This is a genomic window from Caulobacter sp. BP25 (genome assembly GCF_002737755.1).
Classification (GTDB): Bacteria; Pseudomonadota; Alphaproteobacteria; order Caulobacterales; family Caulobacteraceae; genus Caulobacter.
In genome coordinates this window covers 252748-269352 of record NZ_PEGH01000020.1, presented here as the reverse complement: position 1 = coordinate 269352, position 16605 = coordinate 252748, and the positions used below count along the sequence as shown (strand labels likewise).

Sequence of the window (16605 nt, the reverse complement as noted above, 5' to 3'; positions counted from 1 at the left end):
TCCTCCCCCGTGCAACGGGGGAGGTGGATCGGCGCGAAGCGACGAGACGGAGGGGGCGCTTACGCCGCCCCCAGCTTCCCAATCAGCGCCATCGCCGCCGCCGGGTTCCGCACCTTGGCCCCGGCGATGAAGTAGGCGAACACATCCCCGCGCTTGGCCCACGCGCGGGCCTGCTTGGCGATCCCGTCCAACTCCTCCGAGGTCATGCCGGTCGGCTCGTCGGGCTTACTGGACATCAGCCGGGCGTAGGTGAAGTCGGCGGTGGGCTGGTCGATGCAGGGCCAGGTCGGCTCCTCGTCGTCGACAGCGTAGACGATGGCCGCGCCGTGCTTGGCCGCCAGATCGTAGAATTCCTGGCAGGCGAAGGTCGGGTTACGGACCTCCAGCGCGTGACGCAGCCGCACGCCGTTTAGCTCTTTTGGCAGCAATTGCAGGAACCCCTCGAAATCCGCCGGCTCGAACTTCTTGGTGGCCATGAACTGCCAGTTGATGGCGCCCAGCTTGGGCCCCAGCAGGTCCAGCCCCTGGCTCAGGAACTTGCCGATCGACTCGCCGTTGGCCGACAGGATCTTGCGGTTGGTGCAGAAGCGGCTGGCCTTGACCGAGAACACGAAATCCTCGGGCGTCTCGTCGCGCCACTTCATCCAGCTGTCGGGCTTGAAGGTCGAATAGTAGGTGCCGTTGATCTCGAGGCTGGTCAGCTTAGACGACGCGTATTTCAGCTCGTCTTTCTGCTTGAGATCGTCGGGATAGAAGGTCCCCCGCCAGGGCTCGAACGTCCAGCCGCCGATGCCGGTTCGGATCTTGCCCATGTGTGGATGTTCCCTTGATGTTCCGGTGGCGCACCCTAGCAAAAGGAGCGCGGACGGCAAGCGCCGAGCCGCCCCCACCTGACCTCGCGTTGCGAGGTCGTCCGCCCCCGGAGGGGGCGGAAGGAGTCCTTCTTCCCCCTCTGGGGGAGGAGGGCCGTCAGGCCCGGAGGGGGCGCGTGATCAACACTCCACCCGGTTCACCGACAGACCCACCGCCAGACCCCCCATCGAGGTCTCCTTGTAGATCTCGTTCATGTCCTCGCCGGTGCGCTTCATCGTGGCGATGACCTTGTCGAGGCTGACCGAGTGCTGGCCATCGCCCAGTAGAGCCAGGCGGGCGGCGTCGATGGCCTTGATGGCGCCCATGGCGTTGCGTTCGATGCAGGGGATCTGCACCAGGCCGCCGATCGGGTCGCAGGTGAGACCGAGGTTGTGCTCCATGCCGATCTCGGCGGCGTTCTCGATCTGGGCGTTGGTCCCGCCCAGCGCCGCGGCCAAGCCCGCCGCCGCCATTGAGCAGGCCACGCCCACCTCGCCCTGGCAGCCGACCTCGGCGCCGCTGATCGAGGCGTTGCGCTTGTAGAGCGCGCCGATCGCCGCCGCGGTCAGCAGGAAGGTCCGAATCTGCTCGGGCGAGCCGTTGTGGAACCGCACGAAGAACCGCAGCACGGCCGGGATCAGGCCCGCGGCGCCATTGGTCGGGGCGGTGACGACGCGGCCGCCGGCGGCGTTCTCCTCGTTGACCGCCATGGCCCACAGGTTGACGAAGTCCATCGCCGCCAGAGGGTCGCTGATCTGGCGCTCCATCCGGCCCTGGATGGTCTGGTGAATCTGGCGGGCGCGGCGCTTGACGCTCAGGCCGCCGGGCAGGACGCCGTCCTGGCGCATGCCGCGATCAATGCAGGCCTCCATGGCCCCAAAGATCCGGTCGAGGCCGGCGTTCATCTCGCCGTGGCTCATCCGCGCCTGCTCGTTGGCGGCCATGACCTCCGCGATCGTCAGCTTAGCCTCGTCCGCCCGCTCCAAGAGGTCGGCCGAGCTCTCGAACGGGTAGGGGACGGGCGGGCCCTCCTCGGGCGGGGCGTTGCGGCCCATCTCGGCCTCGTCGCGGACGAAGCCGCCGCCGATCGAGAAATAGGTCCGTTCGCCCAGCAATTGGCCGGCCTTGTCGTAGGCGGCGAAGGTCAGGCCGTTCGGATGCTGCGGCAGGCGCTCGTGGCCCAGCCAGACGATGTCGCGGGCTTCGTCGAAAGCGATGTCGAGCTCTCCGCCCAGCTTCAGGGACTGGCTGGCCTGGACCTCCAGCAGCGCGGCCTCGCCGGCGTCGGGATCGAGCTCGGCGGGGACGAAGCCCAGCAGCCCCAGGATCACGGCTCGGTCGGTGGCGTGGCCGCGTCCGGTAAGGGCCAGCGAGCCGTAGAGACGCGTCTCGACCCGCGCGACCTGCGCCAGCTGGCTCGCCGCGCGCAGCCGCCCGATGAACAGTCCTGCCGCCGTCATCGGGCCCATGGTGTGGCTGCTCGACGGGCCGACGCCGAGTTTGAAGAGGTCGAAGACGGAGGTGGTCATGGGGTCACAAATTCAATGTGTCATCCCGGCTCGGCGCGCTGCGCGCTTGGCCGGGATGACAGTTTTCAACGCTTACTTCCGCTGCGCCGCCGTGGCGTCGCGGACGGCCTTGAACTCCGAGCCCTCGCCCCAGGCGGGCCAGCGGGTCGCGTTGGCCAGGTCGATCCCGACGCTGTAGACCAAGGCGATGTCGGCGGTCATGCCGTCCAGCCGCCAGCTGTCGTTCCATTCGTCGGCAGGCTGGTGATAGGCGTTGATCCGATAGGCGTCAGAGGCGGCCTTGCCGGCCGCCACGCCGCCTTCGACCAGGTCCTCGCCCGAGCCGAACGAGATCGCCGGCACGCCGCGCTTGGCGAACGGGAAGTGGTCGGAGCGGTAGAAGTAGCCGGCCTCGGTGGCGGGGTCGGGCGTATAGGTCCGGCCCACGGCCTTGCCCTTGGCGATCAGGTCATCCAGCAGGGTCAGCTTGGCGTTGCCCGAGATCGTGAAATCCCGCGCCGGCGCGGACGGGTCCAGGGCGTCGGTGTTAAGCACGCCAACGGTCTTGGCCAGCGGATACAGCGGATTGGCCGCGTAGTATTCCGAGCCCAGCAGGCCCTTTTCCTCGGCGGTCACGGCCAGGAACACCATCGAGCGCTCGGGCTTGGGGCCGCTGGCGGCCAGGCGACCCATCTCCAGCATGGCGGCGATGCCGGTCGCGTTGTCGACGGCGCCGTTATAGATCTTGTCGCCCTTGGCGTCCGGCGCGCCGACGCCCAGGTGGTCCCAGTGGCCGGTGAAGAAGATGGTCTCGTCAGGGCGCTTGGCCCCGGTGACCTTGCCGACGATGTTCTTCGAGATGATCGTCTGGTGCTTGACCTTGTAGTCGGCCGAGAAGGTCGCGCCCTTCAGTTCGACCGGCTTGAAGTCGCGGCTCTGGGCCTGCTTCTTCAGGGTCTCGAAGTCGAGGCCGGCGGCCTTAAACAGGTTCACCGCCACGTCACGCTGGATCCAGCCCTCGAGGGCGGGGTGGGACTTGGCCGGCTCCTTGCGGACGATGTCGAACATCGTGTTGGTGTTGGAGTTCTTGACCGTGGCCCAGCCGTACGAGGCGGGCGCGGTCTCATGCACGATCAGCAGGCCGGCCGCGCCCTGGCGCGCGGCTTCCTCGAACTTGTAGGTCCAGCGGCCGTAATAGGTCATGGCTTTGCCGCCGAAGTCTCCGGAACCGGTCTCGAAGTCCGGGTCGTTGATCAGCACGACCAGCAGCTTGCCCTTCAGGTCCATGCCCTTGAAGTCGTCCCAATTGCGCTCGGGGGCCTTCACGCCATAGCCGGCGAAGACGATAGGGGCGTCCTTGATCGAGACCTTGTCGATATTGGTCATGGCCGCGCGGATCGCGACCTGCTCGCCCTGGGCCAGCATCATGTGCTGACCGCCGACCATCACGTGGGCGCTGACGGGGCCGTCGATGTCGAACATCGCCAGCGGCACGTCCTGGGTCCAGGCGCGGGTCCCGTCGTTTTGTAGGTCGCCGCCGGGCTCCAGGCCCACGGCCTTCATCTGCTCGACGACATAGGCGACGGTCTTGGTCTCGCCCGCGGTGGCCGGGCCACGGCCTTCGAAGTCGTCCGACGAGAGGACCTTGATGTGAGCCGCCAGCTTGGCGGGGTCGATCTTCGGCGCGTCCGCGGCCTGGGCCAGCATGGGCGCGGCGAGAAGGGCGGTGGCGAGCAGCAGGCGTTTCATCGCAACTCCATTCGGGAGCAAATCTTGTCGTCGAGCGCGGGAACCTAGCTGGCGTTTTTGAAGGTCGCCAGCGCTACTTGCCCCCACCTGACCGCTTCGCGGTCGTCCGCCCCCAGAGGGGGCGGAAGGCGCGCGTCCTTCTTCCCCCTCTGGGGGAGGAGCGCGAAGCGCGGAGGGGGCGAGTCAGGTGCTCACCCGCCGCCCATCCACCGCCCAGCGTTCCAGTCGCTCGCCATCCCAGACGTGCAGCGCGTCGTAGAGGTTGATGGTCGGGTCGCAGTGGCCGGGTTGCAGCCAGACGACCTCGCCGACCTGGGGTGCGTCGGCGGGCCAGGCGCGGGCGTCATCGGCGTCGGCGGCGGACACCGCCTTGTCGAAGCCAAGCGGGTCGCGACCGGCGGCCTTCAGCACGTCGAAGGTCGCCGGGTGGGCGATCATGCCGTGCTCGTCGCCCATCGGCCGCCATAGGGAGCCGGGCGCCGCGCCAGACACGACGCGGGCTGGCGGGCCGTCCATCGACATGGCCTTGAAGCCGGCGTCGCAGACGACGTGGCTCTTGTGGCGGGCCGAGACCACGGTGGAAGCGACGAACAGCGCCGGCTCGAACGGCCAGACCCCGCCGCCCGGCGCGCCACAGGCGTCGTACTCGACGTCCATTACCGCGTAGGAGCCGGCCTGCAGCTCGGTGAAGACGCCCGAGGCCAGGTCGAAGGCGTGGGTTCCGGTGCCGCCGCCCGTCAACACCGGCGGGGGCAGGCCAGCGGCGGTCAGCGCGGCGACCAGGGCCTTCAGCGTGGCGAAGGCGGCCTCGTCGGCGGACTTGCGCAAGGGCCCGTCGTCCAGGTGCTGCAGATGGCCGAGATAGGCCTGGATCCCGGCGAAGCGCGCGCCCGGCGCGGCGTTGGCGGCGCGAGCCAGGGCCAGGGCATCTTGCGGATAGACGCCGGCGCGATGGGTGCCGAGGTCGAGGTCGATCACGACGTCCAGCGTGACGCCGGCGGCGACGGCGGCGTCCGACAGCCGGTCGATCTGGTCCTCGTCATCGACCACGGCCCCGACCGTCACGCCGGGCTTGGCCAGGGCCGCCAAGCGCGGCGGACCCCAGGCCGGGACCGGGGCGGTGACCAGTACGTCCTTGATCCCGCCGGCCACATAGGCCTCGGCCTCGCCCACGGTCTGGCAGCACAGGCCGACGGCGCCCCGCTCGACGATCAGCCGGCCCAGGGTGGAGCACTTGTGAGTCTTGCCGTGGGCGCGCAGGCGCACGCCGGCGGCGTCGCACAGGGCCTGCATGCGGTCGATGTTGCGCATCAGCGCGGCGCGATCGACGACGAGGAGGGGTGTTTGGGGGAGGGCGGTGGCGGGTGGCAGGTTCATGTGTTCTCCCCTCGCTACCGACTGTCATCCCGGCCAAGCGCGGAGCGCGCCGAGCCGGGACCGCCGGAAGCTCTGCTTTTGTGGCGGTCCCGGGTCTGCGCTGCGTTCCGCCCGGGATGACACCTTTTATGAGCTAGATTTGACCGCTCAAAACCTGGGCGAACAACCCCGGATCGACATTCCCCCCCGACAGCACGATCGCCGCCGTCTTGCCCTTCAGATCCACCTTTCCCGCCAGCGCCGCGGCCAGGGCCACGCAGCCGCCGGGCTCGACCACCAGTTTCAGGACCGAGAAGGCGTAGCGCATGGCTTCGGCGACCTCGGCGTCCGTGACCGCCACGCCGCCGGCGAGATTGCGCTGGTTGATCGGCCAGGTCAGTTCGCCGGGGATCGGGGTCAGCAGGGCGTCGCAGAACGAGCGGGCGTCCTTGTCGATGGTCTCGCGCCGGCCGCTCTCCAGCGAGCGGCGGGTCTCGTCGAAGCCGGCGGGCTCGACGCCCCAGATCGCGGTGGCGGGTGAGAGGGCCTTCACCGCCGTCGAGGTTCCCGCCATCAGGCCGCCGCCGCCGACGCAGCAGACCAGGGTGTCGAGTGTCGCACCCCGCGCGGCGGCCTGCTCGACGATCTCGATCCCCAGCGTGCCTTGGCCGGCCATGATGTGCGGGTCGTCATAGGACGGGACCACGACGCAGCCGCGCTCGGCCGCGATCTGGTCGGCGATGGCGATGCGGTCCTCGGTGAAGCGATCGTAGAAGCGAATCTCGGCGCCGAAGCCGCGCGTGCCCTCGACCTTCACGGCGGGCGAGTCCGACGGCATGACGATCAGGGCCGGACAGCCGATCAGCTGGGCCGCCAGCGCCACGCCCTGGGCGTGGTTGCCGGACGAGAAGGCCACGACCCCGCGCGACTTCTCCTCGTCGGTCAGTTGGCTGAGACGATTGTAGGCGCCCCGGAACTTGAAGGCTCCGGCCCGCTGCAGGGTCTCGGGCTTGAGGAAGATCCGGCCGCCCAGGCGGTCGTCCAGCGCGGGGCTTTCGATCAGCGGCGTTTCGACGGCCAGGCCCTTCAGGCGCTGGGCGGCGGCTTGGATATCGGCGAGGGTGATGGTCATGCGGCGAAGTTCTAAGGGGGCAGTGCTGGCTTTTGAAGCCATGCGCCCCATTTGAGCCTCCCAGCGGCGTTGTTGCGCTGTAACAGGGCGAAACCCTTTGCGAGCTTCGCCGTTCACGACATAAGAGCCGCCGGGGGCTCAATTCAGGACGACTCGATGAAGACCGCCTTCTTGGCCTCCGCGGCCCGCCTTTCGCTCGGCGTCGCCGCGCTGGCTTTCGCCGCGCCCGCTTTCGCCGGAGAGGCTTTTGTCGGCGTCTACAAGCACGACGTCACCTTCATTGGCAGCGCCGTGGGCCTGGGGGCCGCCGGGCGGGAGGACGGGTTCGACGTCCATCTAGGCTATCGCACCGACAAGCTTCAAAACCTGACCTGGCTGGGCAAGCCGCAGGTCCACGCCATGGTGTCGATCAACAGCGAGAACACCTCGAACTTCGTGGCGACCGGCTTCAACTGGAAGGTCGAGCTGGGCCAGAAGGGCGGCTTCTATCTGCGTCCGGGCCTGGGCCTGGCCTATACCGACGGCAAGGCCAAGCTGCCGCCCGCCAACGCCCCGAACTTGACGCCCGAGGAGCGGGCCCGCCGCACCTGGCTCTACTACAACCGCATCGAGTTCGGCTCGCGCGTGCTGTTCGAGCCGGAGCTGGCTCTAGGCTATCAGGTCAACGACCGCGTGTCGGTCGAGCTGTCCTACACCCACCTGTCGAACGGCCAGATCTTCCACCAGGGCAAGAACCAGGGGCTTGACGACGCAGGGGTCCGACTGGTTTACGCCTTCTGACTTCGCGAAGGGCCGGATGACGGTTCGCGCGGCGCCGCCGAAAATCTGAGAAACGTTCGGGGTCGAGTCCTGTCGAAGGACCCCGCGACGTCACCCGGCAGGCGACAAGGCATATCTCAACCATGGCCAACGTGACCGTTGTCGGCGCCCAGTGGGGCGACGAGGGCAAGGGCAAGATCGTCGACTGGCTCAGCAACCGCGCCGATGTCGTGGTGCGCTTCCAGGGCGGCCACAACGCCGGCCACACGCTGGTGGTGGACGGCAAGGTCTACAAGCTGGCCCTGCTGCCCTCGGGCGTCGTGCAGGGCAAGCTGTCGGTGATCGGCAATGGCGTCGTGGTCGACCCGTGGCACCTGCTGACCGAGATCGACAAGATCGCCGACCAGGGCGTGGCCATCACGCCGGACCTCTTGATCCTGGCCGACAACGCCTGCCTGATCCTGCCGCTGCACAAGGACCTGGACCAGGCGCGCGAGGCGGCCTCGACCCAGAAGATCGGCACCACCGGTCGCGGCATCGGGCCGGCCTATGAGGACAAGGTCGGCCGCCGCGCCATCCGCGTCGCCGACCTGGCTGATCCGGAGGCCCTGAAGCCCAAGATCGACCGCTTGCTGGCTCACCACGGCGCCCTGCGTCGCGGCCTTGGCCTGCCCGAGGCGAACGCGCAGGAGCTGTTCGACGCCCTGATGGAACTGGCGCCGCGCATCCTGTCTTACGCGCAGCCGGCCTGGCGGGTGCTGGACCAAGCCTACAAGGCCGGCCGCCGCATCCTGTTCGAGGGCGCGCAAGGCTCGCTGCTGGACGTCGACCACGGCACCTATCCCTTTGTGACCTCGTCCAACACGGCGGCGGGCCAGGCCTCGGCCGGCTCGGGCATGGGCCCCTCGGCGACGGGCTACGTGCTGGGCATCGTCAAGGCCTACACCACCCGTGTGGGCGAAGGCCCGTTCCCGGCCGAGCTGTTCGACGAGGTCGGCAAGCACCTGTCGACCGTCGGCCGCGAGGTCGGCGTCAACACCGGCCGCGCTCGCCGCTGCGGCTGGTTCGACTCAGTGCTGGTGCGCCAGTCGGTGGCCATCAACGGCATCCACGGCGTGGCCCTGACCAAGCTGGACGTGCTGGACGGCTTGGAAACCCTGAAGATCTGCGTCGGCTACAAGATCGGCGACAAGGTGCTGGACTACCTGCCCGCAGGCCTGCGCGACCAGGCCGCCGCCACGCCCGTCTACGAGGAGCTGGAAGGCTGGAGCGAAAGCACCGCCGGCGCCCGCTCGTTCAAGGACCTCAACGCCAAGGCCATCAAGTATGTCCGCCGTGTCGAGGAACTGATCGGCGCGCCCGTGGCCCTACTGTCGACCAGCCCCGAGCGCGACGACACGATTCTGATGCGCGACCCGTTTCAGGGATAGAGCGCCTCAGTAAAGCGCCTGGGCTCAAGTCTTCGAGTCAGATCAAGCAGCAAACGCCACGGGATTACTTCCCGTGGTAAAGCTTGGTGAACCTTTCTGACGCCTACCATCTCCTTTAGTTTCTGCGTTGGGGGACGCGGTGGGGCTGCGTGAACTGCTTGAAGATGGCCGGGAGGGCGCCACGCTGGCGATGAGCCAGCGCAGCCGGTTCGCGCGTATCGTGGTCGCGCTTCTGGCGGCTGGCCTGTTGCTGGCCCAGTTCGGCTGGCGTCCGGCGCTGATCTGGTGCGCGGTCAACGTCGTGCTGGAGGGCTGGATCGAATACCTGCGGCGACACATCAAACCGCGCTCGGAGGACCGCTGGAACCTGCTGGTCAGGCTTGGGACGCCGATCAGCTTCAGCGTGGTCTGGTCGGCGATGGCCTGCTTCCTTTGGATCAACGGTGCGCTGGCGCTGAAGTTCACCGCGTTGCTGGTCCTGTTCGGCCTGATCGTCGAGACCATCCGCTATGGGGCGATCAGCCGGGGCGCCATGCTGTTCATCGCGCCGCCGCCTTTCATCGCCTTGCTGGCCGCGCCCCTGGTCGAGGTCGGCAGTCGCAATTGGGAATGGTGCGTTGTCCTGGTCACCGTCGCCGGCCTCCTGTTCTACATGCTGGACGCCGCCCAGCAGTTGCGGGCGAACAGCAAGGCCCTGGAGGAGGCCCAGAGCGCGGCGCTGGAAGCCAGCGAGGCCAAGTCCGCCTTCCTGGCGATGATGAGCCATGAACTGCGAACGCCGATGAATGGGGTGCTGGGCCTTACCCATGCTCTGCGGGGCGCGCGCCTTGAGCCGCGCCACGCCCGCTATCTGGAGATGATCGAGAAGTCGGGCCAGGGCCTGATGACGATCCTCAACGACATCCTCGATCTGTCCAAGATCGAGGCCGGCAAGCTGGAGCTGGACATCTCGCCGTTCGACCTGCGCGACCTCGTCGACCAGACCGGGGTGATGTGGAGCGAGACGGCGCGGGAGAAGGGTTTGGAGCTGAGGCTCGAAATTGATCCCGCCACTCCGGCCTGGGTGATAGGGGACGTCGCGCGGGTGCGGCAGATTCTGCTGAACCTGATCTCCAACGCGCTGAAGTTCACCGACGAGGGCGCCGTGACCGTGCGGGTCGCCCCGGCTGGCGAGGGTGTTGCTTTAACTGTCTCCGACACCGGTGTCGGCATGACGCAGGAACAGCGGGCCCGCCTGTTCTCTCCGTTTGTCCAGGGCGACCGCTCGATCGCCCGCCGCTTCGGCGGCACCGGCCTTGGCCTGACGATCTGCCGGCATCTGGCGGAGCTGATGGGCGGAGAGGTCACGGTCCAGAGCGCGCCTGGCGAAGGCTCGACCTTCACCGTGAGCCTGCCGCTGGCGATGGCCGAAAAGCCGAGCCCGCCCCAGACCGAGGAGTCCGAGGGACTAGATTTCGGCGGCGTGCGGGTGCTGGTGGTGGACGACAACGTCGTCAACCAGATGGTGGCGCGGGCTGTTCTGGAGTCGGTGGGGGTGGCGGTCCTGACCGCCGACGACGGTGGCGCGGCGCTGGAACGCCTAAGGGACGAGCCGTTCGATCTGGTGCTGATGGACGTGCACATGCCGGTGATGGACGGGATCGAGGCGGTGCGCCGCATTCGGGCCGGCGAGGCGGGCCGCGCCGACATGCCCATCGTGGCCCTGACCGCAGACGCCATGGTCGGCGACGCCGAGCGCCTCGTGGCCCAGGGCTTCGACGACGCCCATCCCAAGCCGATCCGCCCGACCGAGTTGTTGATGATCGTGGCTCAACTGACGATCCTGGCTCCGAAAGCGCCAGAGCTCCGACGCGTGGGCGGCGCCACCGCCTGACGACCTTCGTAACGGTCGGCGCGGGAATCCTGTTATGGCTGCGTTATCGGCCAAGTCGGGGGCGACGCGTGAGTTTTCGTGAGTTTCTCAACGACGGGGTTGACGGCGCCTCGCTTGAGATGGGCCGACGGGGCACGGCCGTGCGCCTGGGTATGACGGCGCTGGTCGCCACGCTGATCGCTTATCGCTTCGGACCTTACGCCCTGCTGGCATGGATCCTGGTCAGCGCAGGGCTGGAAGGCCTGATGATCCTGCTCAAGGTGCAGTTCCGGCCCGCCTCCGAGCGGCGCTTTCCGCTGATCCGGAGGCTGGGGCTGGGGGCGCTGTTCAGCACGGTCTGGTCCATCGTGGCCTGCCTCTTCTGGATCCACGGCTCGTCGGGCCTGAAGTTCGCCGCCCTGATGCTGATGTTTGGCCTGTTGATCGAGGGGCTGAAACACGCGGCCGTCAGCCGGACCATGCTGCTGGCCCTGGCGCCGCCCCCGTTCGCGGCCCTGGTTTTCGCGGCCTTGACCTCCCAGCACTGGAAGGCGTGGGAGTACATTGTCGTCGCGGTGGTGATCGTCGGCGTGTTTGGCTTCACCATGGACGCCGTCCGTCTGCTGCGGGAGAACGCCCAGGCGCTCGAGCGCGCCCAGGCCGAGGCGCAAGAGGCCAGTCGGTCCAAATCCGCCTTCCTGGCGATGATGAGTCATGAGTTGCGCACGCCCATGAACGGCGTGCTGGGCTTGGCCCACGCGCTTGGCGAAACCCGTCTGGACCCCAGGCAGGCCGAATATGTCGACATGATCATCCAGTCGGGCGACAGCCTGATGACCATCCTCAACGACGTCCTGGACCTGTCCAAGATCGAGGCGGGCAAGCTGGATCTGGACATCGCGCCGTTCGATATCCGCGCGCTTGCGGCCCAGACCCGCCTGCTGTGGAGCGAGACGGCCAGGGCCAAGGGAATCGACCTTGCGCTGGACGTCGATCCGGCCACGCCGGCCTGGTTGCTGGGCGACGCGGCCCGCGTTCGCCAGATCCTGCTGAACCTGTTGTCCAACGCCCTGAAATTCACCGAGGCGGGCCAGGTGCGCATCCGGATCATGCCGGACGAGGTGGGCAAGATCGTCCTGTCGGTGGCCGATACGGGAATCGGGCTCAGCGCCGAGCAGCAGGCGCGCCTGTTTACGCCGTTCGTCCAGGGCGATCGCTCGACCGCCCGTCGGTTCGGAGGCACGGGCCTTGGCCTCGCCATCTGCCGTCAGCTGGCCCAGTTGATGGACGGGACGATCGGCGCTCAGAGCGCGCCGGGCCAGGGATCGACCTTCACCGTCCGTCTGGCTCTGCCAGCGGTGGACGAGCTTTCCGGGGGGCAGGACCCGCAGGCCGCCTCACCCGGTCTAGAAGGGTTGCGGGTGCTGGTCGTCGACGACAACACCGTCAACCAGGTGGTCGCTCGCGCGGTGCTGGAGTCCGCGGGCATCGAGGTTTCCGCCGTCGGAGATGGGCGGGCGGCCTTGGCGCGGCTGGGGGCCGAGCCCTTCGACCTGGTGCTGATGGACGTCCACATGCCGGTGATGGACGGCGTTGAGGCCGTGCGCAGGATCCGGTCGGGCGAGGGCGGTCGGGTCGACATGCCGGTCGTGGCCTTGACCGCCGACGCCATGGTGGGCGACGCCGAGCGCCTGTTGGCCCAAGGCTTCGACGACGCCCATCCCAAGCCGATCGCGCCGGCGGGCCTCCTGGCGACGGTGGCGCGGCTGTCGTCGGCAGGGGCGATCGCGCGTGGCCCAAGACTGACCTGACCTGACGCCCCTGGGCTTGGCGAGCGGATTCTTAACGTTCTGCCCCCAGGATTGCGCCCTCTTTCAGGGAGCTTGGGTTTCGTGTTCGACGGCAACGTCCGCACTCTCCAGCGTGTCGCCGCCAAGGTGCAGCGGGTTCTGGTCGTCGACCCGAACCCCGCCATGGCGCGCCTCTTGGCCGAGCACATGCGCCCGCTGGGGGCGGTCGACATGTTCTCGGCCCCGACGGCCGAGAAGGGCTACGCCATGGCCTGCGCGCTCGATCCCCAGCTGATCTTCGTCGAGCATGCCCAGGCGGGCGTCGACGGCCTGGCCTTCACGCGCAAGATTCGCCGCGGCGATCTGACCTGCCGCGAGGCGCCGATCATCATGTGCGCCACCGACGCCACCGCCGACGTCATCTTCGGCGCTCGCGACGCCGGCGTGCACGAGTTCATGCGCAAGCCATTCAACATCAAGGACCTGGAGCGTCGGCTCGAAGCTGTGACCCTGAAGCCGCGCGACTGGGTCGAGGGCGTGGGCTATGTCGGCCCTGACCGCCGCCGGTTCAATTCCGCCGATTATCGTGGGCCTCGCAAGCGCAAGGCCGACGCCGCCGCCACGCCGGCCGCGCGTCTTTCCCAGGCCCTTCGCATCGTCAAGTCGGCCGCCGCGGCGTTGGACAGCGATCCGGCCCAGGCTCGCCGGGCCCTGGCCGCCCAGGCCGAGGAGCTGCGTCGTGTCGGCGAGGCGGTGAAGGACAGCCGTCTGATCCAGGCCGCCGCCGCCCTCACAACCTGCACCCAGGCCGTTCTCGCCGGTTCCGGCGGACGCGCTGACCTGATCAAGCGCATCGACGCGGTGATGGGTTTCATGGCGGCGGACGACAAGGGACGGGCGGCCTGATCTGACCCTTTCCCAGGCGCCCAAACGAAAGAAGGCGGCGCCCGTTGAGCGCCGCCTTCCTCGTGTTCAGACAGCGAAGAGACTTTAGAACGCCATGCGCGCGGTCAGCTGCACCACTGGGCCGGCCTTTTCTCGCTCCAACTCGTATTCGTCGAACGAGCGGTCGATTTGGTTGGTGATGGTGGTGAACTTGTTGAAGGTCTCTTTCTTGTCGGCGTCGAGCAGGTTCGAGCCCGTCAGGCGAACGACCATATTCTTGCCGATGCGCTTTTCGATGAAGGCCTCCAGGTCCGCGCCATAGGTGGTGGTCACTTCCTCGCCGACGACGCGGCTATAGGCCTCGCCCTGCTTGCGATAGGTCATGCCGAAGGCGGCCCCGAAGGTCGGGATGTCCTGGATGAAGCCGACGTTGAACACCGACTCCGCCTGGCTGTTGAAGCGACGCTTGCCGAACTCATCGCTGACCTCGCTGTCGAGATAGGAGTAGTTCAGGAACACGCCGGTGTTGTCCAAGCCGATGAACGACAGCGGCGTCGAGAGGTCGAACTCGATCCCGTACACCTTGCCATCGCCGGTGTTGCGGGCCGAGTAAATCCAGGTGACGTCATCCGGCGGATCGTTGGCTGAACCCGCCGCGCCGGTGTTGTAGATCTCGATCAGGTCCTTGATGTCGCGATAGAACAGATTGACGCCGAAGACGCCGTCGCGGCCCATTCGGCGCTCGTAGCCGACGTCCAAGCCCCAGGCCTTTTCCGGCTCAAGGGTGGGATCGCCGCGGAAGTCGTTGTCGCCCAGCTCTTCTTCCAGCGTGACTGGCGAGAGGAACTGGAAGCTGGGCCGGCGCACGGTGCGGGCGACCGAGGCGTAGACTTGGTCGGCGTTGGTCAGGTTGTAGCGGACCGAGGCCGATGGCAGCAGGACGCTGTAGTCCTTCTCGGTCTTTTCGTTGATCACGAAGTCCTGGACCGTCACGTCGGTCGTCTCGTAGCGCAGGCCCGCTTCCCATTTCACGCCGTTCGAGCGGCCCGACAGCATGACGTAGGGGTCGACCCGGGTCTGCTCCAGTCGCGCCTTGCTGGTGATCTCGAACGGCTTGTAGGCCGGCGGGTTCGCGGACGGCAGGTTGTAGCGGTTGCGGGGAACCTCGCTGACGCGCGAGTCGCGGCGCTTGCCTTCGTACTGGACGCCGAACTCCAGATCAGTTCCGGCGGTCAGCTCGCGCTTGTGCTCCAGCTTGGCTGTGACCTCATCGTCGGTGATGCGGGTCTTGGCGCGGTCGCCGGTGAAGCGGTCGCCGTCGGGGAACGGCGTGGAGTCGCGCAGGTACTCGGTCTCGTACTCGAACTCGTACTCGTCGTTCTGGAAGGTCGCGTAGCCCAGCTTGATGCTGGTTTCGCCGCCCGCCATCGGGAACTTGTACTTGCCGTTCAGCGCGTAGCTGTCCTGCTGGATGTCGACGTCGTTGTCATTGATGGTCGACAGCTTGGCGTTGGTCTGGACGCCGTCATTGTACTCGATCGAGTCCTCGTTCTGGTAGCGATCGGTGTGAACATAGAAGCCGTTCACCGACAGCTGGCCTGGGCCGACCGGTACGTCATAGGCGATGTTGAACGAACTGTCGGTGCCGTTGCGGACGTCGCTCTGTATCTCGTTGTTGTTCAGGCTGGCGCCCGGCTCGTCGTAGCGCAGGCTGAGCTTTTCCTTGGGGTTGCGGCGACCTTGAACATTGGCGCCGACCAGCAGCCGGCCCGGACCAACCTGGCCGCCCCACACCGCGCCGATCACCTCGCGCACGCGCTTGTCGTCAAAGCGCAGGGCGCCGACGCGAACATAGCCGCCGTCCAGCGCAAGGGCGTCGCGCAGCACAATGTTCAAGGCGCCGGCGACGGCGTCGCCGCTGCGATTGGCGCTGCTGCTGCGGACGATCTCGATGTGGTCTATCAGCTCGGCCGGAATGCGGTCGACGAAGAAGGCTTGATCAGCGCCGTTGCCGAACGAGCCCGAGCTGGAGCCCGAGCCGGGGACCTTCTCGCCGTTGATCAGAATCTGAGTGTAGGCCGGGTCGAGGCCGCGCAAGCGCACGCCATCCGACTCCAGCACGTCCGACAGGAACGACACGCTGGGCACGCGCTTGAGGGCGTCGCCGACGGTCAACGGTTCGAAGCGCTGGAAGTAGTCGAGGCCGTAGTCGAGGACCGGCGCGGTCGATTCGCTGCGATTGCGATAGGCGATCTTAGCCTGGACCACGACCGCCGAGGCCAGGGTCGGCTCGTCGGCTGTGGCGATCGGCGCGTCGGCCATAGCGTTTTCGGGCGCCGCTATCGCGGCTGACGCCAGGGCCAGCGGCGCGAGCGCCGCCAGCGCGAAGAGCATGGTCTTCTTCATCCTAATCCCCTCGTTGGCCGCGAGCGCTTTTTGAGCAGGCGCGCCTCGACAGCTTCAGGGGTCGGAATAGTTTTCAGACGCGATGTTTCGCTGACGTTTTTGTTGCAGAATCTTGAAGGTCGCGTTTGCTGGCGTGGGGAGCTACCGCTTGCCCGCCGGTCGCTTCAGCCAATGTCTCAGCGCGCCGTTGACCGCGCCGGGGGCCTCCATTGGCGCCATGTGGCCGGTTCGGGGGATCACCACCAAGTGCGTGCAGCCGATGGCGGCGGCCATGGCGCGGTGGCCTTCGGCGGGCGTGATCTGGTCGGTCTCGCCGACGATGACCAGCAGCGGAACCCGCAGCGCCCTCAGCGCCGCCTCGCCGTCCTCGCGCTCCAGACTGTTCTGGCGCAGGAAGACCTCGCGACCCAGGCGCTGGGTCATGTCGACGATGCGGCTGGTCAGCGCCACGTCGTCCAGGCGCGAGGCGTCGACGTAAGACTTCAGGATGGCCTGGCCGATCCCCAGGAACGTCCCGCCCTTGGCGGCGGCCTTGTTCAGGGCCCGGCGCTGGGCGGCGCGCTCTGGCGTATCGACGTGGATCGAGGTGTCCAGCAGGGCCAGGCGCTCGATCCGCTCGGGCGCGATCCGGGCGATGTCCTGGGCCACGTAGCCGCCCATCGAGAAGCCGGCCAGGGCGAAGGTCGGTTCGGCGTTTTCCAGCACGTGCTCGGCCATCGCGCGGAGGGTGGCGTAGGGCGTCAGATCCGGAACCCAGATCCGCGCCACGTCCGAAAGACCGCTGATCTGGTCGCGCCAAAGCTCGGCGTCGTTGAGCAGGCCGGGCAGCAGGATCAGCTGGGGCAGGGAAGAAGCGGTGGTCATGGAGCGCTCATAGCATCTGCGG

12 protein-coding genes are annotated in these 16605 nt (G+C 67.6%); 5 read left to right on the top strand and 7 right to left on the bottom strand.

Annotated elements, in window-relative coordinates:
• Nucleotides 1–59: 59 nt before the first annotated feature.
• From CSW59_RS20135 to CSW59_RS20115, 5 genes are all read right to left on the bottom strand, one after another.
• On the bottom strand, nucleotides 60–890 hold the full coding sequence (locus tag CSW59_RS20135) for a DUF72 domain-containing protein (protein ID WP_099445742.1): 831 nt from the start codon (nucleotides 888–890) through the stop codon (nucleotides 60–62).
• Between the two features lie 102 nt (nucleotides 891–992).
• Nucleotides 993–2381 (bottom strand): L-serine ammonia-lyase, encoded by a 1389-nt coding sequence (locus CSW59_RS20130; RefSeq protein WP_099445741.1) that lies wholly within the window; start codon nucleotides 2379–2381, stop codon nucleotides 993–995.
• A gap of 72 nt (nucleotides 2382–2453) precedes the next feature.
• The gene (locus tag CSW59_RS20125) at nucleotides 2454–4109 is read right to left on the bottom strand and encodes a M28 family metallopeptidase (RefSeq protein WP_201722870.1); all 1656 of its coding nucleotides are present in this window, start codon (nucleotides 4107–4109) and stop codon (nucleotides 2454–2456) included.
• A gap of 183 nt (nucleotides 4110–4292) precedes the next feature.
• Nucleotides 4293–5486: an alanine racemase gene (locus CSW59_RS20120; protein WP_099445740.1), complete on the bottom strand. Its 1194-nt coding sequence runs from the start codon at nucleotides 5484–5486 to the stop codon at nucleotides 4293–4295.
• A 133-nt stretch (nucleotides 5487–5619) separates the two neighbouring features.
• Complete coding sequence (locus CSW59_RS20115; protein WP_099445739.1) at nucleotides 5620–6597, bottom strand: threonine/serine dehydratase; 978 nt, start codon at nucleotides 6595–6597, stop codon at nucleotides 5620–5622.
• Nucleotides 6598–6753: 156 nt separating this feature from the next.
• Between CSW59_RS20115 and CSW59_RS20110 the strand changes: the two genes are divergently transcribed.
• From CSW59_RS20110 to CSW59_RS20090, 5 genes are all read left to right on the top strand, one after another.
• The gene (locus CSW59_RS20110) at nucleotides 6754–7377 is read left to right on the top strand and encodes an acyloxyacyl hydrolase (protein WP_099445738.1); all 624 of its coding nucleotides are present in this window, start codon (nucleotides 6754–6756) and stop codon (nucleotides 7375–7377) included.
• Between the two features lie 122 nt (nucleotides 7378–7499).
• Entirely contained in the window at nucleotides 7500–8786 is a 1287-nt protein-coding gene (locus tag CSW59_RS20105) for an adenylosuccinate synthase (protein WP_099445737.1), read from the top strand.
• Between the two features lie 190 nt (nucleotides 8787–8976).
• Nucleotides 8977–10659: an ATP-binding protein gene (locus CSW59_RS20100; protein WP_236632283.1), complete on the top strand. Its 1683-nt coding sequence runs from the start codon at nucleotides 8977–8979 to the stop codon at nucleotides 10657–10659.
• Between the two features lie 68 nt (nucleotides 10660–10727).
• A complete protein-coding gene (locus CSW59_RS20095) occupies nucleotides 10728–12449 on the top strand; it encodes an ATP-binding protein (protein ID WP_099445736.1) in 1722 nt (573 codons plus the stop codon).
• Nucleotides 12450–12521: 72 nt separating this feature from the next.
• Nucleotides 12522–13334 carry a response regulator transcription factor gene (locus CSW59_RS20090; RefSeq protein ID WP_099445735.1) on the top strand — a complete coding sequence of 271 codons (813 nt, stop codon included), beginning with the start codon at nucleotides 12522–12524 and terminating at the stop codon, nucleotides 13332–13334.
• An 84-nt stretch (nucleotides 13335–13418) separates the two neighbouring features.
• Here CSW59_RS20090 and CSW59_RS20085 read toward each other — a convergent pair whose 3' ends face one another.
• Both CSW59_RS20085 and CSW59_RS20080 read right to left on the bottom strand, forming a co-directional pair.
• Nucleotides 13419–15719, bottom strand: coding sequence for a TonB-dependent siderophore receptor (locus tag CSW59_RS20085; protein WP_236632281.1), 2301 nt, complete (start codon nucleotides 15717–15719; stop codon nucleotides 13419–13421).
• 141 nt (nucleotides 15720–15860) lie between these two features.
• A complete protein-coding gene (locus CSW59_RS20080; RefSeq protein ID WP_099445734.1) occupies nucleotides 15861–16583 on the bottom strand; it encodes an alpha/beta fold hydrolase in 723 nt (240 codons plus the stop codon).
• Nucleotides 16584–16605: the final 22 nt, after the last annotated feature.